Here is a 19,742-nt window from a genome sequence, read left to right on the forward strand (position 1 = left end):
GATCGGCGAGGTTTCTGGCGCTGGAGAGTGCTATGCCGAGCGGGAGTTGCGCGGGTGCCTAGCTCACCTAGATCAAGGAGGCGCGGAGGGCGGCGTCTTTTTCGGCGACCAGTTGCTCCAGGTCGGCCTGATAGGCGGACATCCGGTCGAGCAGGGCCGGGTCCGACGCACCGAGGATGCGGACGGCGAGCAGCCCGGCGTTGCGGGCGTTGCCGATCGACACGGTGGCCACCGGCACGCCAGCCGGCATCTGCACGATGGAGAGCAGCGAGTCCATGCCGTCGAGGTGCTTCAGCGGCACCGGAACACCGATCACCGGCAGTGGGGTGACCGAGGCGACCATGCCGGGCAGGGCGGCCGCACCACCCGCGCCGGCAATGATCACCTTGAGGCCCCGTCCGGCGGCGGCCCGGCCATAGTCGATCATCTTGACCGGGGTGCGGTGCGCCGAGACCACCTCAACCTCGTACGGCACCTCGAACTCGGTGAGCACCTCGACAGCGGCCTTCATCGTCGGCCAGTCCGAGTCGCTACCCATGATGACGCCAACGGTGCTCACGCCGTTTTCCTCCTCGTTCGCCGCTGCCCGGTCCGCCCGGTCACCCCATGGGCCGTCGCCGTTCGCCGCTGCCCGGTCCGCCCGGTCACCCATGGGCCGTCGCCGTTCGCCGACCAGGCCCGCGAGGCTCACTCACCGGTGCCATCGCGGAGCCAGCGGGCAGCGCGGGCGGCCCGGGCGCGTACCTCGTCCAGGTCGTCGCCGAGAACCGTGACATGCCCGATCTTGCGGCCGGGGCGCACCTGCTTGCCGTACAGGTGCACCCGGGCGGTGGGTTCGGCGGCGAAGAGGTGGTGCAGCCGCTCGTCGATCGACATCCCGCCGGGTTCACCGCCGAGCACGTTCGCCATCACCACCACCGGCGCAGTCAGCGAGGTGTCACCCATCGGGTAGTCCAGCACCGCCCGCAGGTGCTGCTCGAACTGCGAGGTACGGGCGCCCTCGATGGTCCAGTGCCCGGAGTTGTGCGGGCGCATCGCCAACTCGTTGACCACGATCCGGCTGCTGCCCGGCACCGCCGGATCGGCCACCTCGAACAACTCCACCGCCAGCAGACCCACCACGCCAAGTGCGGTGGCCAGGTCGATGGCGAGCTGCTGCGCGGCCACCGCCAACTCCTCCGGCAGCCCGGGAGCGGGGGCCAGCACCTCCACGCAGATGCCGTCCCGCTGCACCGTCTCCACCACCGGATAAGCGGCGACCTGCCCGAACGGCGAACGGGCCACCTGCACGGCCAGTTCCCGGCGCAGCGCCACCCGTTCCTCGACGATGAGCGCCGTGCCGCCGGCGAGCAGGGTCTCCGCGAGGTCGGCGGCGGCCACCGCGTCGGTGACCGGCCAGACGCCCCGGCCGTCGTACCCGCCGCGCGCCGCCTTGAGCATCACCGGCCAGCCCACCTCGTCACCGAAGGCCACCAGGTCGGCCGGTGATCCGACCGGTCGCCAGGCAGGGTTCGGCGCGCCCAGCGCACCGAGCCGCTCCCGCATCACCTGCTTGTCCTGGGCGTGCACCAGCGCGTCGGCCGGCGGGAACAACTTCACTCCCTCGCCGGCCAGGGCGCGGATGTGCTCGGTCGGAACGTGCTCGTGATCGAAGGTGACGACATCGCAGCCCTTGGCGAAGGTACGCAGGGCAGCGAGATCTGTGTGGTCGCCGTACTGGACGTCGGCGGCGACCAGGGCCGCCCCGTCGTCCGGCGTGAGCGCGAGCACGCGCAGCGACTGGCCGAGGGAGATCGCGGCCTGGTGGGTCATCCGGGCCAGTTGGCCGCCGCCCACCATGCCGACAACAGGCAGACCGGTACGGGAATCCATAGCGGCGCCAGCCTATCCGGGCCGGTCCGGGAGCCGATCGGCGGACACCGGATCTAGGTTAGCTGCGCCACCAGGTCCTCGACGCCGGTGACCGGCCGCTGACAGACGAAACCCCGACAGACGTACGCAGCGGGCCGGTCGTCGAGCAGGGGCCGCCCGGCCAGCAGCGGTACACCGGGCTGATCGGGGTGGCCGGCGACGATCACCGCCCCGGGCGGGGCGTGCCGGTACGCCGCCGCGACCAGCGGATCATCCGCCGGGCTCCCGGTAACCACCGCGATCTCGTACGGCCCGGAGAGCAGCGCCTCCCCCACGGTCGCCGCGTACCCGGTGAACCGGGCGTGCCGCCCGACGATCGGCGCGACGGTCTCCAACGCCGCCTCGGCGACCTCCCGGTAGCGGTTCTCCCCGGTCAACGCCGTGTACGTCACCAGGGCGGCGATGATCGAGGACCGGCCGGAGGGAGTGGCGTTGTCGGTCGGATCGGCCGGCCGGGTCACCAGCTGCTCCGCGTCGTCTGCGGTGTCGTAGAACGCGCCGCCGGGCGCGGCAAAGTGCGCCAGGGCGGCGTCGAGCAGTTGCCCGGCCAGCTCCAGCCACCGCCCCTCGCCGGTGACCTGGTGCATGGCGCAGAACGCCTCTGCCACGCAGCCGTAGTCCTCCAGCACCCCGGCCGGCTCGCCGACCCGGCCATCCCGGGAGGCGCGGCGCAGCCGTCCGTCCACCACGTGCACCCGCGCCAGGTACTCGGCGGTGTCCCGCATCGCACCGTCGGCGACGATGACCACCCCCTCCAGCAGGTTGGCCTCCCCTTCGTCGCCGCTGCGGCCGGAGGTCTCGACGAGCCGGACGAACTCGGCGAGCGCGGTGACGGCCAGCCCGTTCCAGGCGGCCACCACCTTGTCGTCACGGGCCGGCTGCGGACGGGTGTCCCGGGCGGCCAGCAGCCGGCGGACCACGCCCTGCCAGCGTCCGCGTATCTCCGGGTCGGCGTCGTCGACGTCGCGGGCCAGCCGCAGCACGCTCATGCCCTTCTCAAAGGTCCCGGCCTCGGTGACGCCGAACAGGTCGGCCGCCCAGCGGCCGTCCTCCTCGCCGAGCACCTCGACCAGTTGGGCCGGGGTCCAGGCGTACGTGAGCCCCTCGACGCCCTCGGTGTCGGCGTCGAGCGCGGAGGCAAAGCCCTGGCCGGGCCGGTGCAGCTCGTCGGCGAGGAACCGGGCGATGTCCCGGGCCACTCGCAGCGCCAGCGCGTCCCCGGTGAGCCGCCACAGCTGGGTGTAGACCCGCAGCAGCAGGGCGTTGTCGTAGAGCATCTTCTCGAAATGCGGCACGGTCCAGTGCGCGTCCACCGCGTACCGGGCGAAACCGCCGGCGAGCTGGTCGTGGATGCCGCCCCGGGCCATCGCCTCGCAGGTGTGCCGGACGACCTCCAGGCTCCGCGGCGAGCCGGTGCGCTGGTGGTGGCGCAGCAGGAAAAGCAGGTTCATGTGCGGCGGGAACTTCGGTGCCCCGCCGAACCCGCCGTTGACCTCGTCGTACTCGCTGGCCAGCTGGTTGGCGGCGGCGTCGAGCAGGTCGGCGGTGAGCGGGGTGGTCGGGCCGCCGACGGCCTGGGCGCCGCCGATCGCCTCGACCACCGCGGCGCCCTGGCGCAGCACGGCGTCGCGCTGCTCCCGCCATGCAGTGCCGACCGACTCGAGCAGACGGAGGAAATTGGGGCGAGGGAAGTACGTCCCGCAGAAGAACGGGGTGCCGTCCGGAGTGGCGAAGACCGTCATCGGCCAGCCGCCCTGGCCGGTCATGGCCTGGGTGGCGGTCATGTAGACCGCGTCGACGTCGGGCCGCTCCTCACGGTCCACCTTGATCGACACGAAGCCCTCGTTCAGCAGCCTGCCGACGGTTTCGTCCTCGAACGACTCGTGCGCCATCACGTGACACCAGTGGCAGGCGGAGTAGCCGACCGAGATGAGCACCGGCACGTCCCGCCGTTTCGCCTCGGCGAACGCCTCCTCGCACCAGGGCCACCAGTCCACCGGGTTGTCGGCGTGCTGAAGCAGATAGGGGCTGGTGGCGTCCGCGAGTCGGTTCACCCGACGACCATATCCAGCCCGTCGATCGGCCGCCGCTCGTACGCCGGGCGCCAGGCGGCGTACGCCTGGCCAGGCGGCCTTAGGACTAGGAGGCGTCGTCGGCGCGCAGTGGGAGGACGTTGGTGGGGGCCTGGCGGGCCAGGGAGCCGAGCACGGCGCCGATCTTGTCGGCCGGCATCGGCTTGAAGAAGTGGTAACCCTGTGCGGCGGTGCAGCCCAGCTCGACCAGGGCGGACCGTTGCGCGGCGGTCTCCACGCCCTCGGCCACCACCCGCAGCCCGAGTTCGTTGGCCATGCCAACGGTGTAGCGTACGATCGCTGCCGCCTCGCGGGAGTCCGCCATCTGGAGGACGAACGAGCGGTCGACCTTGAGCTCGTCCACCTCGATCCTGGTGAGGAAGGCCAGCGAGGAGAAGCCGGTGCCGAAGTCGTCCACCGCCAGTTGCACGCCCATCGACCGCAGTGCGGTGAGCACCTGGTCGATGACCTCCAGCTCGCTCATCATCACCGTCTCGGTGATCTCCAGGACCAGCCGATCGGCGGGCACCTGGTGCCGGCGCAGCGCGTCGGCGATCTCACCCGGCAGCCGGTGGTCGAGCAGGCTGCGGGCGGAGAGGTTGACCGAGATCGGCACGTCGAGGCCCTCCCGGCCCCAATCGGCCGCGACCGCCAGCGCCTTGTCCAACACGTACCGGGTGAAGGTGCTCAGCTGATCACTGTTCTCCACCGGCCGGATGAAGTCGGAGGGCCCGAGCAGGCCCCGGCGTGGATGCCGCCAGCGAATCAACGCCTCCACGCCGGTCGGCGCTCCGGTGGCCAGGTCGACGGCCGGCTGCAACACCAGCACCAGCTGGTCGTCGGCCTGCAACGCCTCGCGCAGCTCAGCGAGCAGGGCCAACTGGTCGGTGCTGGCCGCGTCCCGGGCGCTGTCGTACGCGGCCACGCTGGCGCCGCCCGCCTTCGCCTGGTACATGGCGATGTCGGCCCGGCGCAGCAGCTCGGTCAGATCGGCGGTACCGGCCGCGGCCACCACCACGCCGACGGAGACCTCGACCGACATTCGTACCCCGGCCACCTCTGCCGGCGCGGCCAGCCGCTCGGCGATGTCCCGGGCCTGACGCAGCGCGTACGCCATCGGGGCGGCACGGTCCGCGACCACCGGGACCGAGGTCAGCAGCAGGGCGAACTCGTCACCGCCGAGTCGGGCCAGCAGGTCACCGGAGCGGGTCAGCGCCTCGAGCCGGTTGGCGGTCAGTCGGAGCAGTTGGTCGCCGGCCGCGTGCCCGAGAGTGTCGTTCACCTCTTTGAACTGATCGACGTCCAGCAGCAGCAACGCGACGGGGTGATCATGGGCCAGTTGCCGGAGCGCCTGGTCGCCCCGGCTGAGCATGGCCGCCCGGTTGGCCAGTCCGGTGACCGGGTCGTGCACCGCCTCGTAGGACGATCGCGCGGCGACCAGGCGGAGTTCCCGGTGGGTCGCCGCGTCGTGCAGGGCGGCGGCGAGGGCGTCGGCGAAGGCGGCGAAGACGTCCCGCTCCCGATCGCCGAGCGGGGCCATACCGGGGAAGCGGACCCGCAGCCGTCCGACCTGGCTCTCGCCCACCGACAGGTCGCGGACCATCTCCTCGGGGTCGGGTACGCCGTTCACCGGCGGCGCGATCTCCCGGTCGGTGATCCGGCCGCTCGGGTCACCCCGGTAACGACGCCACCGCCCGTCGCCGCGGACCACCTCGACGTCGACCGTCTCCGCCTCGAACAGCGCCAGCCCACCGGTGGCAGCCGCGGTGGCCACCCCATGCTCGTCCAGTTGGTTGAGTGCGGCGGTGGCCTCGGCGTACGACCGCCAGGTACGCCTGTCGCGGTCGTCGCGCAGCCGCTGCCGGTAGGTCTGTTGCAGCAACCACAACGGGGCGGGTAGCAGTAGCAGCCACCGAGGGTCGATCTCGATCAGGGCGACCACCGAGATGCCGGCCACCACATTGCCGACGAACATCAACAGCTTGCCGCGCAGCGCGGCGAGCAACGGACGCCCGAGCGGCATCCCGTGCCGCAGCGCCAGCATGACCCCGCCCAACCAGACGCTGGCGAGCAGGTGGGAGACGGCGCCGGCGGCGACCGCGAACACGAGCGCCGGCGTCGGGGAGGCCAGCAACGGCTGGCCCAGGGCGGTGGTGACCGACACCGCGAGGGCGACGGCGGCGGTCTGCGTGCCGGCGATCCGCAGCACGTCCAAGGTCGTCCGGCCGTCGTCCAGCAGCGACAGCACCGCCCAGGCCGATGCGACGCCGATCAGCGCCGCCGCCGGAAGCCAACCGGGTGGTACGAGGTACAGGCAGACGATCAGCGCGGCCTCGGCCCAGGTGATGTTGACCACTCCGGCCGCTGCCTGGAAGCGCAGCCGGGCCAGCTGCGACAGGGCGAAGACGGCGACCGCGATGCCGAACCGGGACAGCCCGCCGAGCGGATCGTCGGCCGGCAGCTGCACCGGCAGGCTCAGGCCCACCACGGCGGCGACCAGCGCGGTGCCCACGACCGCAGCCGTGAGCAGATGCAGCCTGGGCGGGGTGCCCCGGCCCGGGGACCGGTCGAGGGTAGGACCGGCCCGGTCGGAGGTCACCGACCCCCTCCCGCCGGCCGGGAACAGGACAGGCGACGGGCGGACATGATTGCCATGGTCATCGGCGCCCCCTCCCGCGCACAGCTTGGGGACTTTTGGTCCCCCGGCGGAAGGCTAAGCCAAACCGGATGGTCGCAACAGGGGGCGACCATCCGGTTCGACGTGAATCATGCCCCGATCAGGCGTCGCGGCGCTGCTGACGCCCACTGGCGGGTTCTGCTGATGAATCCGCCGTGATGGTCCCACCTGTCGGATCATCGGCCGTCCGGGCCACTGTGTCCGGCCCGCTGGCGGCCGCCTCGGCGGGGAACCGATCGGGCAGCCGGCGCAGCCGGGCATTCATGTTGCGGATCAACAGCACGGTGGCGGTGCCCAGCATCAGGATGAGGAAGAGCCCCATCGGCCCGGCCAGGCCACCCGTGCGGGTGTCCCCGAAGTTGTTCTGGGCGAGCACCTCAGCAACGGTCAGCATGGGCTTCCTCCGAACGGCGGCGTGCGACAAGGGTAGCCCGCCGCCGGTTCAGCGGGCATGGGCCGTCTCCCGTACGCCGGCAAACAGGTCGGACTCGGGCAGGGGGCTGTCGACCAGCGACCGGGCCAGCTGGAAATCTTCTGTCGGCCAGGCATGCTGCTGCAACTCCATCGGCACCTGGAACCAGAAGCCGTCCGGGTCGACCTGAGTCGCGTGGGCTCGCAGCGCGTCGTCGCGGACCGGGAAGTATTCAGCGCACTCGACCCGGGTGGTGATCCGGGGGCCCTTGTCCGGCCGGTCCTCCCAGCGGGTCAGCCACTCCGCGTACGGGGATTCCACGCCGGCGGCCAGCATCGCCTCGTGCAGCGCCAAGATCTTGCCCTTGGAGAAACCGACGTCGTAGTAGAGCTTCAGCGGCTGCCACGGCTCGCCCAACTCCGGGTAGCGCTGCGCGTCGCCGGCGGCCTCGAAGGCCGCCACGCTCACCTTGTGGCACATGATGTGGTCCGGGTGCGGGTAGCCGCCCTCCTCGTCGTACGTGGTGACGACATGCGGACGGAACTCGCGCATCAGACGCACCAGCGGACCGGCGGCCACCTCGACGTCCTGAAGGGCGAAGCAGCCCTCCGGCAGCGGGGGCAGCGGATCACCCTCGGGCAGCCCGGAGTCCACGAAGCCCAGCCACGCCTGCTCGATGCCGAGAATGGCTCGCGCCGCGTCCATTTCCGCCCGCCGGATCTCGGCGATGTTGGCCCACACCTCGGGCCGGTCGAGCTTGGGATTGAGCACGCTGCCGCGCTCGCCGCCAGTACACGTGACGACCAGCACGTCCACCCCTTCGGCGACGTACTTCGCCGTGGTCGCGGCTCCCTTGCTCGACTCGTCGTCGGGGTGCGCGTGGACGGCCATGAGTCGAAGTTGTTCTGCCAAGGTTGGGGCTCCTCGTCTCTGCCCACCGGCGGGCCCTCGCCCGGCCCGTCGTTGACCTGCCGAAATCCTCCCCCGTCGCGGTACCGGCCCGGGCCGGCTGTCATATTTGACACCAGTTGTATGTGACGCCAGCTGTATTTGACGCCGAGTCGGGCAGGAGAGACGGTTCCCCGCCATTCTTGCCGATGCCTCCGACAACAACGCCAGGGAGATACCCGCCGGTGACCGAGACGCACACCACACTTCCACCAGACACGCCGGTGTTCCCGCCCGGCCGGTACGGCCGCCGTCGGGCGCCCCGCCGCCGTCGGCCGGTGCTGGCCGCGCTGCTGGTGGTCGCTGCGGTCGCGGCGCTCACCGTGATCTCGGTCCGGCTCTACAAGCAGTACGGCGACCCGATGTACGACGCGCAGGTGATCAGCTACTCCGACATCACGGACACGCAGGTGGTAGTCGACTTCCGGGTGCACCTGCCGGACGGCGGGTCCGCGGTGTGCCTACTGCGGGCCCGGGACCACGCCGGCGGCGAGGTGGCCCGCGAGGAGGTGCCGGTGACCGCCGCCGAGGGGCAGAGCCAGGTCGTCCTCCGCCACCGCCTCGCCACCACCGCCCGTCCCTTCATCGGCGAGGTGGTCCGCTGCCGGCCACCCGCCTGACGCCCCGCACCGGCACACAGCTCCGAACCAGTACACAACGCCGAACCGGGACAGCCCCGCACCGACACACAGCTCCGGACCGGGACACGGCCGCGGCCGTTTCATCGGCGGGACGTGATCACCGGGACTTCCGGTCGTAGCGCACTGGTAGCTTGGAGGTTCACCTGTCAGCCAGCACGCACAATCGAGGAGGACCGCCTGTGTCCAATGGCAATAAGGCGCCCGCCACCTGGCTGTCGCAGGACGCGTACGACCGCCTGAAGGCCGAGCTCGACGAGTTGATCGCCAACCGGCCGATCATCGCCGCCGAGATCAACGCCCGGCGAGAGGAAGGCGACCTGCGCGAGAACGGCGGCTACCACGCCGCCCGCGAAGAGCAGGGCAAGGCCGAGGGGCGCATCCTCTATCTCAAGGAGCTGCTCCGCACCGCCCAGGTCGGCGAGGCACCGACCGTCGACGCCGTGGCGCCCGGGATGGTCGTGACGATCTACTTCGACGACGACGCCGACGACACAGAGACGTTCCTGCTCGGTTCCCGTGAAATCGCCGCGACCACCGACCTCACGGTCTACAGCCCCGAGTCCGCACTCGGCCAGGCGATCCTGGGCGGCAAGGCCGGGCAGACCTGCACGTACACCGCGCCCAGCGGCGCGGACATCAAGGTGACGGTGGTCAGCTTCGAGCCGTTCTCCGGCTGATCCACCGGCCGGGCACCGGCCGACCACGGCACGCAGAGGCGTGACGCCCTCCGGTGTCACGCCTCTGGCGCGATCATCACCTGGTATCCGCTGGCCCGCAGGGCATCGATCAGCCTGTCCGAGTGCTCGCCCCCGCGGGTCTCCACCGACAGCGCCACCTCCACCTCGCCGAGACGCAGGTGCGGGTTGGCCCGCTGGTGCTCCACGTCCACCACGTTGGCCCGTTGTTCGGCGATCTCGCGTAGCAGGGAGGCGAGCTGACCCGGCTGGTCGGAGCAGCGGACGGTGATCCGCAGGTAACGGCCCGCTGCCGCCAGGCCGTGCTCGATCACCCGGAGCATCAACAGCGGGTCGATGTTGCCGCCGGAGAGCACCGCCACCACCGGCGTCGTCACCTCCACCGCGCCGGCCAGCAGCGCCGCCACACCCACCGCGCCGGCCGGCTCCACCACCTGCTTGCCCCGCTCCAGCAGCATGAGCAACGCCCGCGAGATGTCCTCCTCGGAGACGGTGACGATCTCGTCGACGAGCTTGCGGACGTGGGCGAAGGTGATCTCGCCCGGACGGCCGACGGCGATGCCGTCGGCGATGGTGGTCAGGGTGGGCAGCCGCACCGGCTCACCGGCCAGCAGCGAAGGCGGGAAGGCCGCCGCGTCCGCCGCCTGTACGCCGATCACCCGGATGTCCGGGCGCAGCGCCTTGGCCACCACCGCCATTCCGGAGGCCAGCCCGCCACCGCCGACACCCGTGACGATCGTCCGCACCTCGGGACACTGCTCCAGGATCTCCAGCGCCACCGTGCCCTGCCCGGCGATCACGTCGGGATGGTCGAACGGGTGGATCAGCACCGCCCCGGTGCGCTCGGCGAACGTCTCCGCCGCGACCAGTGACTCGTCGACCGTGGCCCCGACCAGTTCGACCTGGGCGCCGTACCGCTTGGTGGCCGCCACCTTCGGCAGCGTCGCGTTCACCGGCATGAAGACGGTGGCCCGGGTGCCGACCAGCCCGGCGGCCAGCGCCACCCCCTGGGCGTGGTTGCCGGCGCTCGCCGCGACCACCCCCCGGGCCCGTTCCCGCTCCGACAACCGCGAGATGCGCACATAGGCACCGCGCACCTTGTACGAGCCCGCCCGCTGAAGGTTCTCGCACTTCAGCCAGACCGGCCCGCCGAGCGCGGCGGTGAGCGGACGGGAGGGCTCCAGCGGGGTGGTGCGGGTGACACCGTCGAGCAGTTTCCGCGCCGCCCGCACCTCGTCGAGGCTGACCAGTTCCGTCATGTTCCGATCGTGCCACCCGCTCCGACCGTCCCGGCCGGCGGAGCTGCCGCAGATCATGATGTGCCGGCGGGCGATCCCGTTCCGACCCGCGGGTAACCGGGGGCGTGCCGCGGCCACGGGGCCGCCATCTCGAACTGGCCGGCGACGCCGAGCAGCAGCAGCTCCGAGCCGGGCGGGCCGACCAGTTGCACGGCCAACGGCAGCCCGTCCGGGCGGCGGCCCACCGGGACCACCAGGGCGGGCAGGCCGGCGATGTTCCAGGGCGCCGCGTACGGGGCGTACCGGATGTTGGCCAGCATGTTGGCCCGCCAGGACCGGGACGACCAACTGGTGGCCGGCGGCGGCACGCTGGCCAGTGCCGGGGTGAGCAGCAGGTCCACCGAGTGGTCGGCGAAAAAGCCGACCGAGCGCTCGCGCCAGGCGAGCCGGTCGGCCTCCCGGACGTACCCGCGCCGCCATGCCCAGTTGCCGAAGGTGACGTGCCGGCGGGTACGCGCTTGCAAACTGCCTCGGTCGATCCCGGCCGCCCGCACGTCCGCCGCAGCGGCGGCGAACCAGGTGGCGATGCCCTGCAACCCCAGGGCGGTCGGATAGACCGGGTCGGCCGGCACGGTGTCGTGCCCGGCTCCGGCGAGCAGCCGGCCGGCTGCGGCGACCGCCTCCCGGTTGGGCGCGTCCGGCGAGACCCCACGCACCGGGGAACGCAACGACACGCCGACCCGCAGCCGCTGCGGCGGAACGAGCTTCTCCTGGGCGCGGCCGGCGAGCACCTGGAAACCGACCGCCGCGTCGGCGACCGTGGTGCTGAGCATTCCGTGTTCGGTCAGCCCGAACCAGTCCTCGGCACCGAGCTGGCAGGGCACCACGCCACGGCCGGGCTTGAGGCCGACCAGGCCGCAGCAGGCCGCCGGGATACGGATCGAGCCGAGCCCGTCGTTGCCGTGCGCGATCGGCACCAGCCCGGCCGCCACCGCGGCCGCCGCGCCGCCGGAGGAGCCACCGGGGGTCCGCCCCAGGTCCCACGGGTTACGGGTGACGGAGGTGTCGTCGTCGGTCACCGCCCACAGGCCCAGCTCGGGCATCCGGGTGACGCCGAGGATCACCGCGCCGGCTCCGCGCAGCCGCCGGACCACCTCGTGGTCGGCCTCCGCCACCGGGGTACGCACCGCGGCCGAGCCGTTCCAGGTGGGCATGCCGGCCACCGGAGTGTTCTCCTTGACCGCCACCGGAACGCCGGCCAGCGGCAGGTTGGCCAGATCCTCCTGCTCGTCGACCTTCTCCGCCTCGGTCACCGCCTCCCCGCCGCGTACGGCGCGGAACGCGGCGAGGTCGGCGTCGGCCTTGGCTACGTGATCGAGGTGGTCGGCCAGCACCTGGGTGGCCGAGACATCTCCCCGGCGTACGCCCCGGGCGATCTGTTTGGCCGTCGCCCCGACCCAGGTCGGCATGATGTCCTGCACGGCCACCCTCCCCAGCCAGCGGTCAGCTCAGCGCCTGCTCCAGATCGGCGAGCAGGTCCTCGACCGTTTCGATGCCGACAGACAGTCGCACGAGATCGCCGGGAACTTCAAGCGGCGAGCCGGCAGCGCTTGCGTGTGTCATCCGGCCCGGGTGCTCGATCAGGGATTCCACCCCGCCGAGCGACTCGGCGAGCACGAAAAGCTTGGCCCGGTTGCAGATGTCCACGGCATGTTCCTCGCCGCCGGCCGCCCGGAACGAGATCATTCCGCCGAACCGGCGCATCTGCTTGGCCGCCACCTCGTGGCCGGCGTGCGTGGGCAGCCCCGGGTAGAGCACCTCGCTGACCTTGGCGTGCCCCTCCAGGTACGCGGCGATCCGCTCGGCGTTGTCGCAGTGCCGGTCCATCCGTACGCCGAGGGTCTTGATCCCGCGCAGGGTGAGCCAGGCGTCGAACGGGCCGTTGACCGCGCCCATCGCGTTCTGGTGGTAACGCAGTTCCTCGCCGAGCGCGGCGTCGGCCGCCACCAGCGCCCCGCCGACCACGTCGGAGTGTCCGCCGATGTACTTGGTGGTGGAGTGCACCACCACGTCCGCGCCGAGGGCGATCGGCTGTTGCAGGTACGGCGAGGCGAAGGTGTTGTCGACCACCAGCAGCGCGCCGGCGTCGTGCGCGACGGCGGCGAGGGTGGCGATGTCGGCGATGCCGAGCAGCGGGTTGGTCGGCGTCTCCAGCCAGACGACCTTGGTGGTGCCGGGACGGATCGCGGCCCGCACGGCGTCCGGATCGGAGACCTTCGCCGGGGTGAACGACAGCCCCCACCGCTGCGCCACCCTGGCGAAGAGCCGGTACGTGCCGCCGTACGCGTCGTCGGGGATGACCACGTGGTCACCGGGGCCGCAGACGGTACGCAGCAGCGTGTCCTCAGCGGCCAGGCCGCTGGCGAAGGCGAGCCCGACGGCCCCGCCCTCCAGTGCGGCCAGGCATTCCTGGAGCGCGTCGCGGGTCGGGTTGCCCGACCGGCTGTACTCGTAGCCCTGACGGGGCGCCCCGACGGCGTCCTGGGCGTACGTGCTGGTCTGGTAGATCGGTGGGATGACCGCGCCGGTCCGGGCCTCGGGGTCCTGGCCGGCGTGGATGGCGAGCGTATCGAAGCCGTGGTTCATTACGCAGAGGTTAGTCCGTGCGTCCACCAGCGGCTTCGCCGATCGCCGTTTCGCCGTGATGGCGGTGTCCCGGCCGATCGGACACCGCCGTACGGACGAAACGGAGTCGATCAACTGGCTGCGGAGGCCAGCGGCCGATCACTGCGGGACGGTCATAGGGTGAGCCGGTGGCGGGGTGCGTGTTCTGTGGGATCGTGGCGGGTGAGGCGCCGGCGTTCCGAGTGGTCGACGAGCCGGACGGGGTGGCGTTCCTGGACACCCGGCCGGTGTTCAAGGGGCATGTGCTGGTGGTGCCCCACACCCACCTGGTCACCCTTGCCGACCTGCCGCCGGAGTCCATCGCCGGTTACTTCGGGCTGGTCCGGCGGCTGGCTGTCGCGGTCGAGGCCGGGCTGGGCGCGGGCGGCACGTTCGTGGCGATGAACAACAGAGTGTCCCAGTCCGTGCCGCACCTGCACACCCACGTGGTGCCTCGAACCAAGGGCGACGGCCTGCGCGGCTTCTTCTGGCCCCGCACCCGCTACGCCGATGACCCCGACGCCACCTCGTACGCCGACCGCATCCGCACCGCCCTCTCCGCCGATCCGGCCTGATGATCTCGGCTGAGGCTGGCGGAGCAGTCGGAGTTGGGTCGAGGAGTACGCGCGGACACGTTGGCGGCGGAACGGGGCCTGACCGGCGGCCGGGTGGGTAAGGAAACGGAGTCCGCCGGTGTTGCACGCGGGGAAGGGTACGAAAGGAGTTCCACCGTGTTCCTCCGCCGCATGAAGGCCGAGATGGTCTCCCCTGACCGGGCTCTGCCCGGCCGCGCGATCTCGATGCCGGTCGCCGACCGGCACGAGGTGCTCGGGACCCCCCTGACTGGTCCTTTCCCTGAGGGCTCGCAGGTCGCGGTCTTCGGTATGGGGTGCTTCTGGGGTGCCGAGCGGCTGTTCTGGACCCTGCCCGGCGTCTTCACCACCTCGGTCGGCTACTCGGGTGGCTACACCCCGAACCCGACCTACGAGGAGGTCTGCTCCGGCGAGACCGGGCACGCCGAGGTGGTCCAGGTGGTGTACGACCCGACGAAGATCAGCTACGAGGATCTGCTCAAGGTCTTCTGGGAGAACCACGACCCGACCCAGGGCATGCGCCAGGGCAACGACGTGGGCACCCAGTACCGCTCGACGATCTACGCCACCACCGACGAGCAGCTCGCCACCGCGCAGGCGTCCCGGGAGGCGTTCGCGCCGATCGTGGCCCGCGCCGGCAAGCCCGAGATCACCACCGAGATCGGGCGGCTGGGCGACTACTACCTGGCCGAGGACTATCACCAGCAGTACCTCGCCCCGACCAAGAACCCGAACGGCTACTGCAACCACGGCCCGAACGGGCTGAGCTGCCCGGTGGGGGTCGCCCGTACCGCCGGTTGAGACGTACGCGGGGGTCGACGCTCGTCGGCCCCCGTAGGCGTTTGTGCGGTCTTTTTCACAGCCGATCGGCTCACGCAAGCGCTCGACACCGGGTCACCGCTGGCCGACACACCGCCGGCCCGTCGTCATTACTCGTGGGGCGCGGATTCTAGCAAGTCTGTTACACGACCGTCATAGTCTCAACAGGCGAACCGCAACATCCTCTGGCAGCATGGGCTGCCATGTGCGGACTGGCTGGGGAGTTCCGACGAGACGCGACGCGCGCCGATGTCGTCGCGGTGGAGCGGATGGCCGCCACGATGTGTGACCGCGGACCCGACGGCAGCGGCGTGTGGGCGAACGGTTCTGTCGCCCTCGGTCACCGACGGCTGGGAATCATCGATCTCTCCGCCGCCAGCGGGCAGCCCGTCGTCGACTCCACCACCGGCCTGTCGGCCGTCTTCAACGGCTGCATCTACAACTACCGCGAACTGCGGGCCGAACTCGCGGCCAAGGGTCACCGCTTCTTCTCAAAGGGAGACAGCGAGGTCGCCGTCAAGGCGTACGCCGAGTGGGGGCTCGACTTCGTCGACCACCTGATCGGCATGTTCGCGGTGGCGATCAGCGAGCGGGACACCGGGCGCCTGGTGCTGGCCCGGGACCGGCTGGGCATCAAGCCGCTCTACCTCGCCGAGTCGCCCGGCGTGGTCCGCTTCGCCAGCACCCTGCCCGCCCTGCTGGCCGGCGGCGGCGTGGACACCACCATCGACCAGGTGGCCTTGGCCCACTATCTGAGCTTCCACAGCATCGTGCCGCCGCCGCGCACCATCCTGCGCGGCGTCAGCAAATTGCCTCCGGCCACCGTCCGGGTCTACGAGGCCGACGGCACCACCCACGAGCGGCTTTACTGGAACCCACCCTTCCTGCGCCGGGCCGAGCACAGCGGCTGGTCGGAGCAGGACTGGCAGGACGCGCTGCTGGAGTCGCTGACCACCGCCGTACGTCGACGGATGGTGGCCGACGTCCCGGTCGGCGTACTGCTCTCCGGCGGCCTGGACTCCAGCCTGGTGGTGGCCCTGCTCACCGGCGAGGGGCAACGAGGGCTCGCCACCTTCTCCATCGGCTTCGACGCCGTCGGCGGTCGGGAGGGCGACGAGTTCCGCTACTCCGACCTGGTCGCCAAGACCTTCGGCACCGATCACCACCAGATCCGGATCGCCGCCCAGGACCTGGTGCCGCCGTTGGAGGCCGCCGTCGCGGCCATGAGCGAGCCCATGGTCAGCCACGACTGCGTGGCGTTCTACCTGCTCAGTCAGGAGGTGTCCCGGCACGTCAAGGTGGTGCAGTCCGGCCAGGGCGCCGACGAGATCCTGGGCGGCTACCACTGGTATCCGCCGCTGGCGCAGATCGACCGCGAGCAGGCCATCGAGACGTACGCCCGGGCCTTCTTCGACCGCGACGCCACCGGCCTGGCCCAGGTGCTCAACCCCGACTGGCTCGCCGACGGCGACCCGGCCCGCGAATTCGTCGCCGCGCACCTCGCCCAGCCCGGCGCGCAGACCGCCGTCGACGCCGGTCTGCGCATCGACACGCAGATCATGCTGACCGACGACCCGGTCAAGCGGGTCGACAACATGACGATGGCGCATGGGCTGGAGGCCCGGGTGCCGTTCCTGGATCACGAGTTCGTGGAACTGGCCGCCGCCTGTCCGCCCGAGATGAAGCTCGCCCAGGGCGGCAAGGGTGTGCTCAAGGAGATCGGCCGCCGGATGCTGCCGCACGAGGTGATCGACCGGCCGAAGGGCTACTTCCCGGTGCCGGGCCTCACCCACCTGGAGGGCAAGCTCCTCGACCGGGTACGCGACGCGCTGCACGCGCCCGAGGCCCGCCGCCGCGACCTGTTCCGCACCGATTACGTCAACGCCCTGCTCGACGCCCCCAACGCCGAACTGACCCCGTTGAACGGAAACAAGCTGTGGCAACTCGGACTCCTGGAAATGTGGCTCCAGACCCATGGAATCGACTGAGCCTGACCGACACCCTGGCCACCGGGATGGCCCGGACCGAACGCGGTCGAGGCATGGTACGGCGGTACGAACGGATCGGGCCGGGCGGTGATCCGATGGCCGTCGGCGGTGGTGTGGACGCGGACGACGAACGCCCGGACGGCGACGAAGGTGTCGTGCTCGACTGCGGCTGGGGACGCCTGGTTTTCGGGCAGACCTTCCGCGACCAGGCCGCCGTCGCCGACGTGCTGCGCTCCGAAGCGGCCGGTTCCCGGGACATCTGCGTCTACCTGCGCGACCCGCACGTGCTGGTGTCCCGGCTGCCCGACGAGCTGTTCATCGACCCGTCACTGACCTACCGGCTGCCGCTGAGCGGTTTCCGGCCCGACCCCGACGAGGAGGCCGGCAGCGTCGACACACCGGCGCCGGCCAACGGCCGGCCGGCACTGCCCGGGGTACGCATCCGCCGGCTGCGCGATGCCGCCGACGCGGAGGCGGTCAACCGGATCTACGCGGCCAACGGCATGGTCACCGCGCCGGTCGAAGTGCTGGTCGACAACGCCGCCACCGATTGTTTCCTGCACCTGGTGGCGGAGGCGACGACCGGCGAGATCGTCGGCACCATCACCGGCATCGACCACGTGGCGGTCTTCGACGACCCGGACAACGGCGCCAGCCTCTGGTGCCTGACGGTCGACTTCAACCAGGCTCCGCCGGGCACCGGCCAGGCGCTGATCACCGAGTTGGTCGCCCGCCTGGTCGCCCGGGGCCGGGCGTACGTCGACCTGTCCGTGCTCGCCGAGAACGCGGGAGCGATCCGACTCTACGAGCGACTCGGCTTCTACCGCACCGCGATGCTCTGTGTGAAGCGGAAGAACCCGATCAACGAGCGGCTGTTCCTGCCGGCCACGCCGGCCGGATACGACGGGCTCAACCCGTACGCCAGGATCGTCGCCGACGAGGCGATGCGGCGGGGCATCCGGGTGGAGGTGACCGACCCCAAGTGGGGTGAGCTGCGGCTGACCAGCGGCGGCCGGACGATCCTCACCCGGGAGTCGCTGTCCGAGCTGACCTCGGCCGTGGCGATGAGCCGCTGCGACGACAAGCGGATCACCCGCCGGATCCTGGCCGAGGCCGGTCTGTCGGTGCCGCGCGGGCGCACCGCCACCGGCGATTCCGCCGACGTGGAGTTCCTCGCCGAGGTGGGCCAGCTGGTGGTGAAGCCGGCCCGGGGCGAGCAGGGCAACGGCATCACGGTGGGCGTACGCACCCCCGAGGCACTGACCGCCGCCATCGAGCTGGCCACCCGGTTCTGCCCCGAGGTGCTGCTGGAGGAGCTGTGCACCGGCGAGGACCTGCGGGTCGTGGTGATCGACCACGAGGTGGTGGCCGCCGCGGTGCGCCGACCCGCCACGATCATGGGTGACGGCGTACACGACATCGCCGAGCTGATCGAGCGGCAGAGCCGCCGCCGCGCCGCCGCCACCGATGGTGAGTCCCGCATCCCGCTGGACGAGATGACCCGGGACGTGGTCACCGAGGCCGGGTACGAGCTGCACGACGTCCTGCCCGAGGGGCAGGTGCTGGCGGTACGACGCACCGCCAACCTGCACACCGGCGGGACGATCCACGATGTCACCGGCGAGCTGCACCCGGTGATCGCCGAGGCGTGCGTGGCCGCCAGCCGGGCGCTGGACATCCCGGTGACCGGGCTCGACCTGCTGGTGCCCGCCCCGGACCAGCCCGAGCACGTCTTCATCGAGGCCAACGAGCGGCCCGGGTTGGCCAACCACGAGCCGCAGCCCACCGCCGAACGCTTCGTGGATCTGCTCTTCCCCGGGACGCGGGCACCGCAACGGCTGTGGATCCCGGCGGGTGCGGCAACATCTGGGACATGACCGTACGCAAGACGATTCCGCTGCCGATCGACCTGGACTACCTGCGCCAGGTGCTGGTCGAGTTGCTGGAAATCCCGAGCCCGTCCGGACGTACCGACCACGTACAGCAGTACGTGGGCGAGCGACTCTCGGCGCTCGGCATCCCGTCGACGCTGACCCGCCGGGGCGCGCTGAGCGCCTGCCTGCCCGGCCCCAAGGAGACCGGGGCGGACCGGGCGATCGTGGTACACACCGACACCATCGGCGGGATGGTCAAACGGCTGAAGGAGAACGGCCGGCTGGAACTGAAGCCGATCGGTACGCACAGCGCCCGGTTCGCCGAGGGAGCGCACGTACGAATCTTCACCGACGATCTGGAGCGGGTGATCACCGGCCAGGTGCTGCCGCTGAAGGCCAGCGGCCACCGGTACAACGACGCCGTCGACGAGCAGGGCATCGGCTGGGAGCAGGTCGAGGTACGCATCGACGAGCCGGTCGAGGACATTGCCGGCCTGCGCGCGCTCGGCATCGACGCGGGCGATTTCGTGGCGTTCCTGCCCAACCCGACTGTCACCCCCAGCGGGTACGTCAAGTCCCGGCACCTGGACGACAAGGCCGGGGTCGCCGCGGTACTCACCGCGATCAAGGCCATGGTCGACGCCCGGGTGACGCCGGCGGTCACCGCGCACCTGTTGATCACCGTGACCGAGGAGATCGGCCACGGCGCCTCACACGGCCTCGACCCGGACGTCGCCGAGATCGTCTCCGTGGACGCGGCGGTGGTCGCTCCGGGGCAGCAGTCCCGGGAGGATGCCGCGACCCTGGCGATGGGCGACGGAGTGGGCCCGTTCGACTACCACCTCACCCGCAACCTGGCGGCCATCGCCGCAGAACACGACGTGGACCTGGTCCGGGACGTCTTCGACTACTACCGCTCGGACGTGGCGGCGGCGGTGGAGGCCGGTGCCCACGCCCGGGTGGCCCTGGTCGGCTTCGGTGTCGACGCCACCCACGGCCACGAGCGGACCCACCTGGAAGGGCTACGCCACCTGACCCAACTGCTCTGCCTCTACCTCCAGAGCGACCTGGTGTTCCCCGAATGGGACGCCGAGCCCGAGGGCGATCTGGTCGACTTTCCCTCCCTGGCGGTGCAACCGGCCAGCGAGGAGGGCCCCCGCGAGGGTCCGATCGGCATCGCCCCCACCTCCTGAGCGCCGAGCCGCCGCCA

General features: G+C 71.3%; 16 protein-coding genes. 7 read left to right on the forward strand and 9 right to left on the reverse strand.

What is annotated here, in order from left to right:
- Nucleotides 1-67: 67 nt before the first annotated feature.
- The 6 genes from purE to mca all read right to left on the reverse strand — a co-directional run bounded on the left by purE (nt 68) and on the right by mca (nt 7,984).
- Entirely contained in the window at nt 68-559 is a 492-nt protein-coding gene (gene purE / locus Vqi01_RS18630) for a 5-(carboxyamino)imidazole ribonucleotide mutase (protein ID WP_204036138.1), read from the reverse strand.
- A 128-nt stretch (nt 560-687) separates the two neighbouring features.
- A complete protein-coding gene (locus Vqi01_RS18635) occupies nt 688-1,872 on the reverse strand; it encodes a 5-(carboxyamino)imidazole ribonucleotide synthase (protein WP_204036087.1) in 1,185 nt (394 codons plus the stop codon).
- A 53-nt stretch (nt 1,873-1,925) separates the two neighbouring features.
- Nucleotides 1,926-3,965 (reverse strand): thioredoxin domain-containing protein, encoded by a 2,040-nt coding sequence (locus tag Vqi01_RS18640; RefSeq protein ID WP_204036088.1) that lies wholly within the window; start codon nt 3,963-3,965, stop codon nt 1,926-1,928.
- 85 nt (nt 3,966-4,050) lie between these two features.
- Complete coding sequence (locus Vqi01_RS18645; RefSeq protein WP_204036089.1) at nt 4,051-6,582, reverse strand: putative bifunctional diguanylate cyclase/phosphodiesterase; 2,532 nt, start codon at nt 6,580-6,582, stop codon at nt 4,051-4,053.
- Nucleotides 6,583-6,760: 178 nt separating this feature from the next.
- Nucleotides 6,761-7,054 (reverse strand): hypothetical protein, encoded by a 294-nt coding sequence (locus Vqi01_RS18650; RefSeq protein ID WP_204036090.1) that lies wholly within the window; start codon nt 7,052-7,054, stop codon nt 6,761-6,763.
- A 48-nt stretch (nt 7,055-7,102) separates the two neighbouring features.
- Entirely contained in the window at nt 7,103-7,984 is an 882-nt protein-coding gene (gene mca, locus Vqi01_RS18655) for a mycothiol conjugate amidase Mca (RefSeq protein WP_204036091.1), read from the reverse strand.
- A 221-nt stretch (nt 7,985-8,205) separates the two neighbouring features.
- Between mca and Vqi01_RS18660 the strand changes: the two genes are divergently transcribed.
- Both Vqi01_RS18660 and greA read left to right on the forward strand, forming a co-directional pair.
- Nucleotides 8,206-8,640: a DUF4307 domain-containing protein gene (locus Vqi01_RS18660; protein ID WP_204036092.1), complete on the forward strand. Its 435-nt coding sequence runs from the start codon at nt 8,206-8,208 to the stop codon at nt 8,638-8,640.
- 200 nt (nt 8,641-8,840) lie between these two features.
- On the forward strand, nt 8,841-9,338 hold the full coding sequence (gene greA, locus Vqi01_RS18665) for a transcription elongation factor GreA (protein WP_204036093.1): 498 nt from the start codon (nt 8,841-8,843) through the stop codon (nt 9,336-9,338).
- A gap of 56 nt (nt 9,339-9,394) precedes the next feature.
- Here the strand turns inward: greA and ilvA are convergent, their stop codons facing one another.
- The 3 genes from ilvA to Vqi01_RS18680 are packed head-to-tail and all read right to left on the reverse strand — an operon-like array spanning nt 9,395 to nt 13,240.
- Nucleotides 9,395-10,615 carry a threonine ammonia-lyase gene (ilvA, locus tag Vqi01_RS18670; protein WP_204036094.1) on the reverse strand — a complete coding sequence of 407 codons (1,221 nt, stop codon included), beginning with the start codon at nt 10,613-10,615 and terminating at the stop codon, nt 9,395-9,397.
- A 53-nt stretch (nt 10,616-10,668) separates the two neighbouring features.
- Nucleotides 10,669-12,081 carry an amidase gene (locus Vqi01_RS18675; RefSeq protein WP_204036095.1) on the reverse strand — a complete coding sequence of 471 codons (1,413 nt, stop codon included), beginning with the start codon at nt 12,079-12,081 and terminating at the stop codon, nt 10,669-10,671.
- Nucleotides 12,082-12,097: 16 nt separating this feature from the next.
- Nucleotides 12,098-13,240: a cystathionine gamma-synthase gene (locus Vqi01_RS18680; protein WP_204036096.1), complete on the reverse strand. Its 1,143-nt coding sequence runs from the start codon at nt 13,238-13,240 to the stop codon at nt 12,098-12,100.
- Between the two features lie 167 nt (nt 13,241-13,407).
- On the opposite strand from Vqi01_RS18680, the gene Vqi01_RS18685 reads away from it, so the two are divergent.
- The 5 genes from Vqi01_RS18685 (at nt 13,408) to Vqi01_RS18705 (ending at nt 19,725) form a co-directional block, all read left to right on the forward strand.
- Nucleotides 13,408-13,833 (forward strand): HIT family protein, encoded by a 426-nt coding sequence (locus tag Vqi01_RS18685; protein WP_204036097.1) that lies wholly within the window; start codon nt 13,408-13,410, stop codon nt 13,831-13,833.
- A gap of 156 nt (nt 13,834-13,989) precedes the next feature.
- Nucleotides 13,990-14,652, forward strand: coding sequence for a peptide-methionine (S)-S-oxide reductase MsrA (gene msrA / locus Vqi01_RS18690; protein ID WP_204036098.1), 663 nt, complete (start codon nt 13,990-13,992; stop codon nt 14,650-14,652).
- Nucleotides 14,653-14,873: 221 nt separating this feature from the next.
- Nucleotides 14,874-16,658 carry an N-acetylglutaminylglutamine amidotransferase gene (locus Vqi01_RS18695; RefSeq protein ID WP_204036099.1) on the forward strand — a complete coding sequence of 595 codons (1,785 nt, stop codon included), beginning with the start codon at nt 14,874-14,876 and terminating at the stop codon, nt 16,656-16,658.
- 2 nt (nt 16,659-16,660) lie between these two features.
- Nucleotides 16,661-18,535, forward strand: coding sequence for an N-acetylglutaminylglutamine synthetase (ngg, locus tag Vqi01_RS18700; RefSeq protein WP_204036139.1), 1,875 nt, complete (start codon nt 16,661-16,663; stop codon nt 18,533-18,535).
- Nucleotides 18,532-19,725, forward strand: a complete 1,194-nt coding sequence (locus Vqi01_RS18705) for an osmoprotectant NAGGN system M42 family peptidase (RefSeq protein ID WP_204036100.1) — start codon at nt 18,532-18,534, stop codon at nt 19,723-19,725. The genes ngg and Vqi01_RS18705 overlap by 4 nt, the downstream gene beginning before the upstream one ends.
- Nucleotides 19,726-19,742 lie beyond the last annotated feature (17 nt).

Source organism: Micromonospora qiuiae (assembly GCF_016863555.1).
In the GTDB taxonomy this organism is placed as follows: domain Bacteria; phylum Actinomycetota; class Actinomycetes; order Mycobacteriales; family Micromonosporaceae; genus Micromonospora; species Micromonospora qiuiae.

Coding starts and splice junctions, on each gene's coding strand:
- Vqi01_RS18635 (WP_204036087.1), bottom strand. CDS start 1,872: ATGGATTCCCGTACCGGTCTGCCTGTTGTCGGCATGGTGGGCGGCGGC.
- Vqi01_RS18650 (WP_204036090.1), bottom strand. CDS start 7,054: ATGCTGACCGTTGCTGAGGTGCTCGCCCAGAACAACTTCGGGGACACC.
- ilvA (WP_204036094.1), bottom strand. CDS start 10,615: ATGACGGAACTGGTCAGCCTCGACGAGGTGCGGGCGGCGCGGAAACTG.
- Vqi01_RS18680 (WP_204036096.1), bottom strand. CDS start 13,240: ATGAACCACGGCTTCGATACGCTCGCCATCCACGCCGGCCAGGACCCC.
- Vqi01_RS18695 (WP_204036099.1), top strand. CDS start 14,874: ATGTGCGGACTGGCTGGGGAGTTCCGACGAGACGCGACGCGCGCCGAT.
- Vqi01_RS18705 (WP_204036100.1), top strand. CDS start 18,532: ATGACCGTACGCAAGACGATTCCGCTGCCGATCGACCTGGACTACCTG.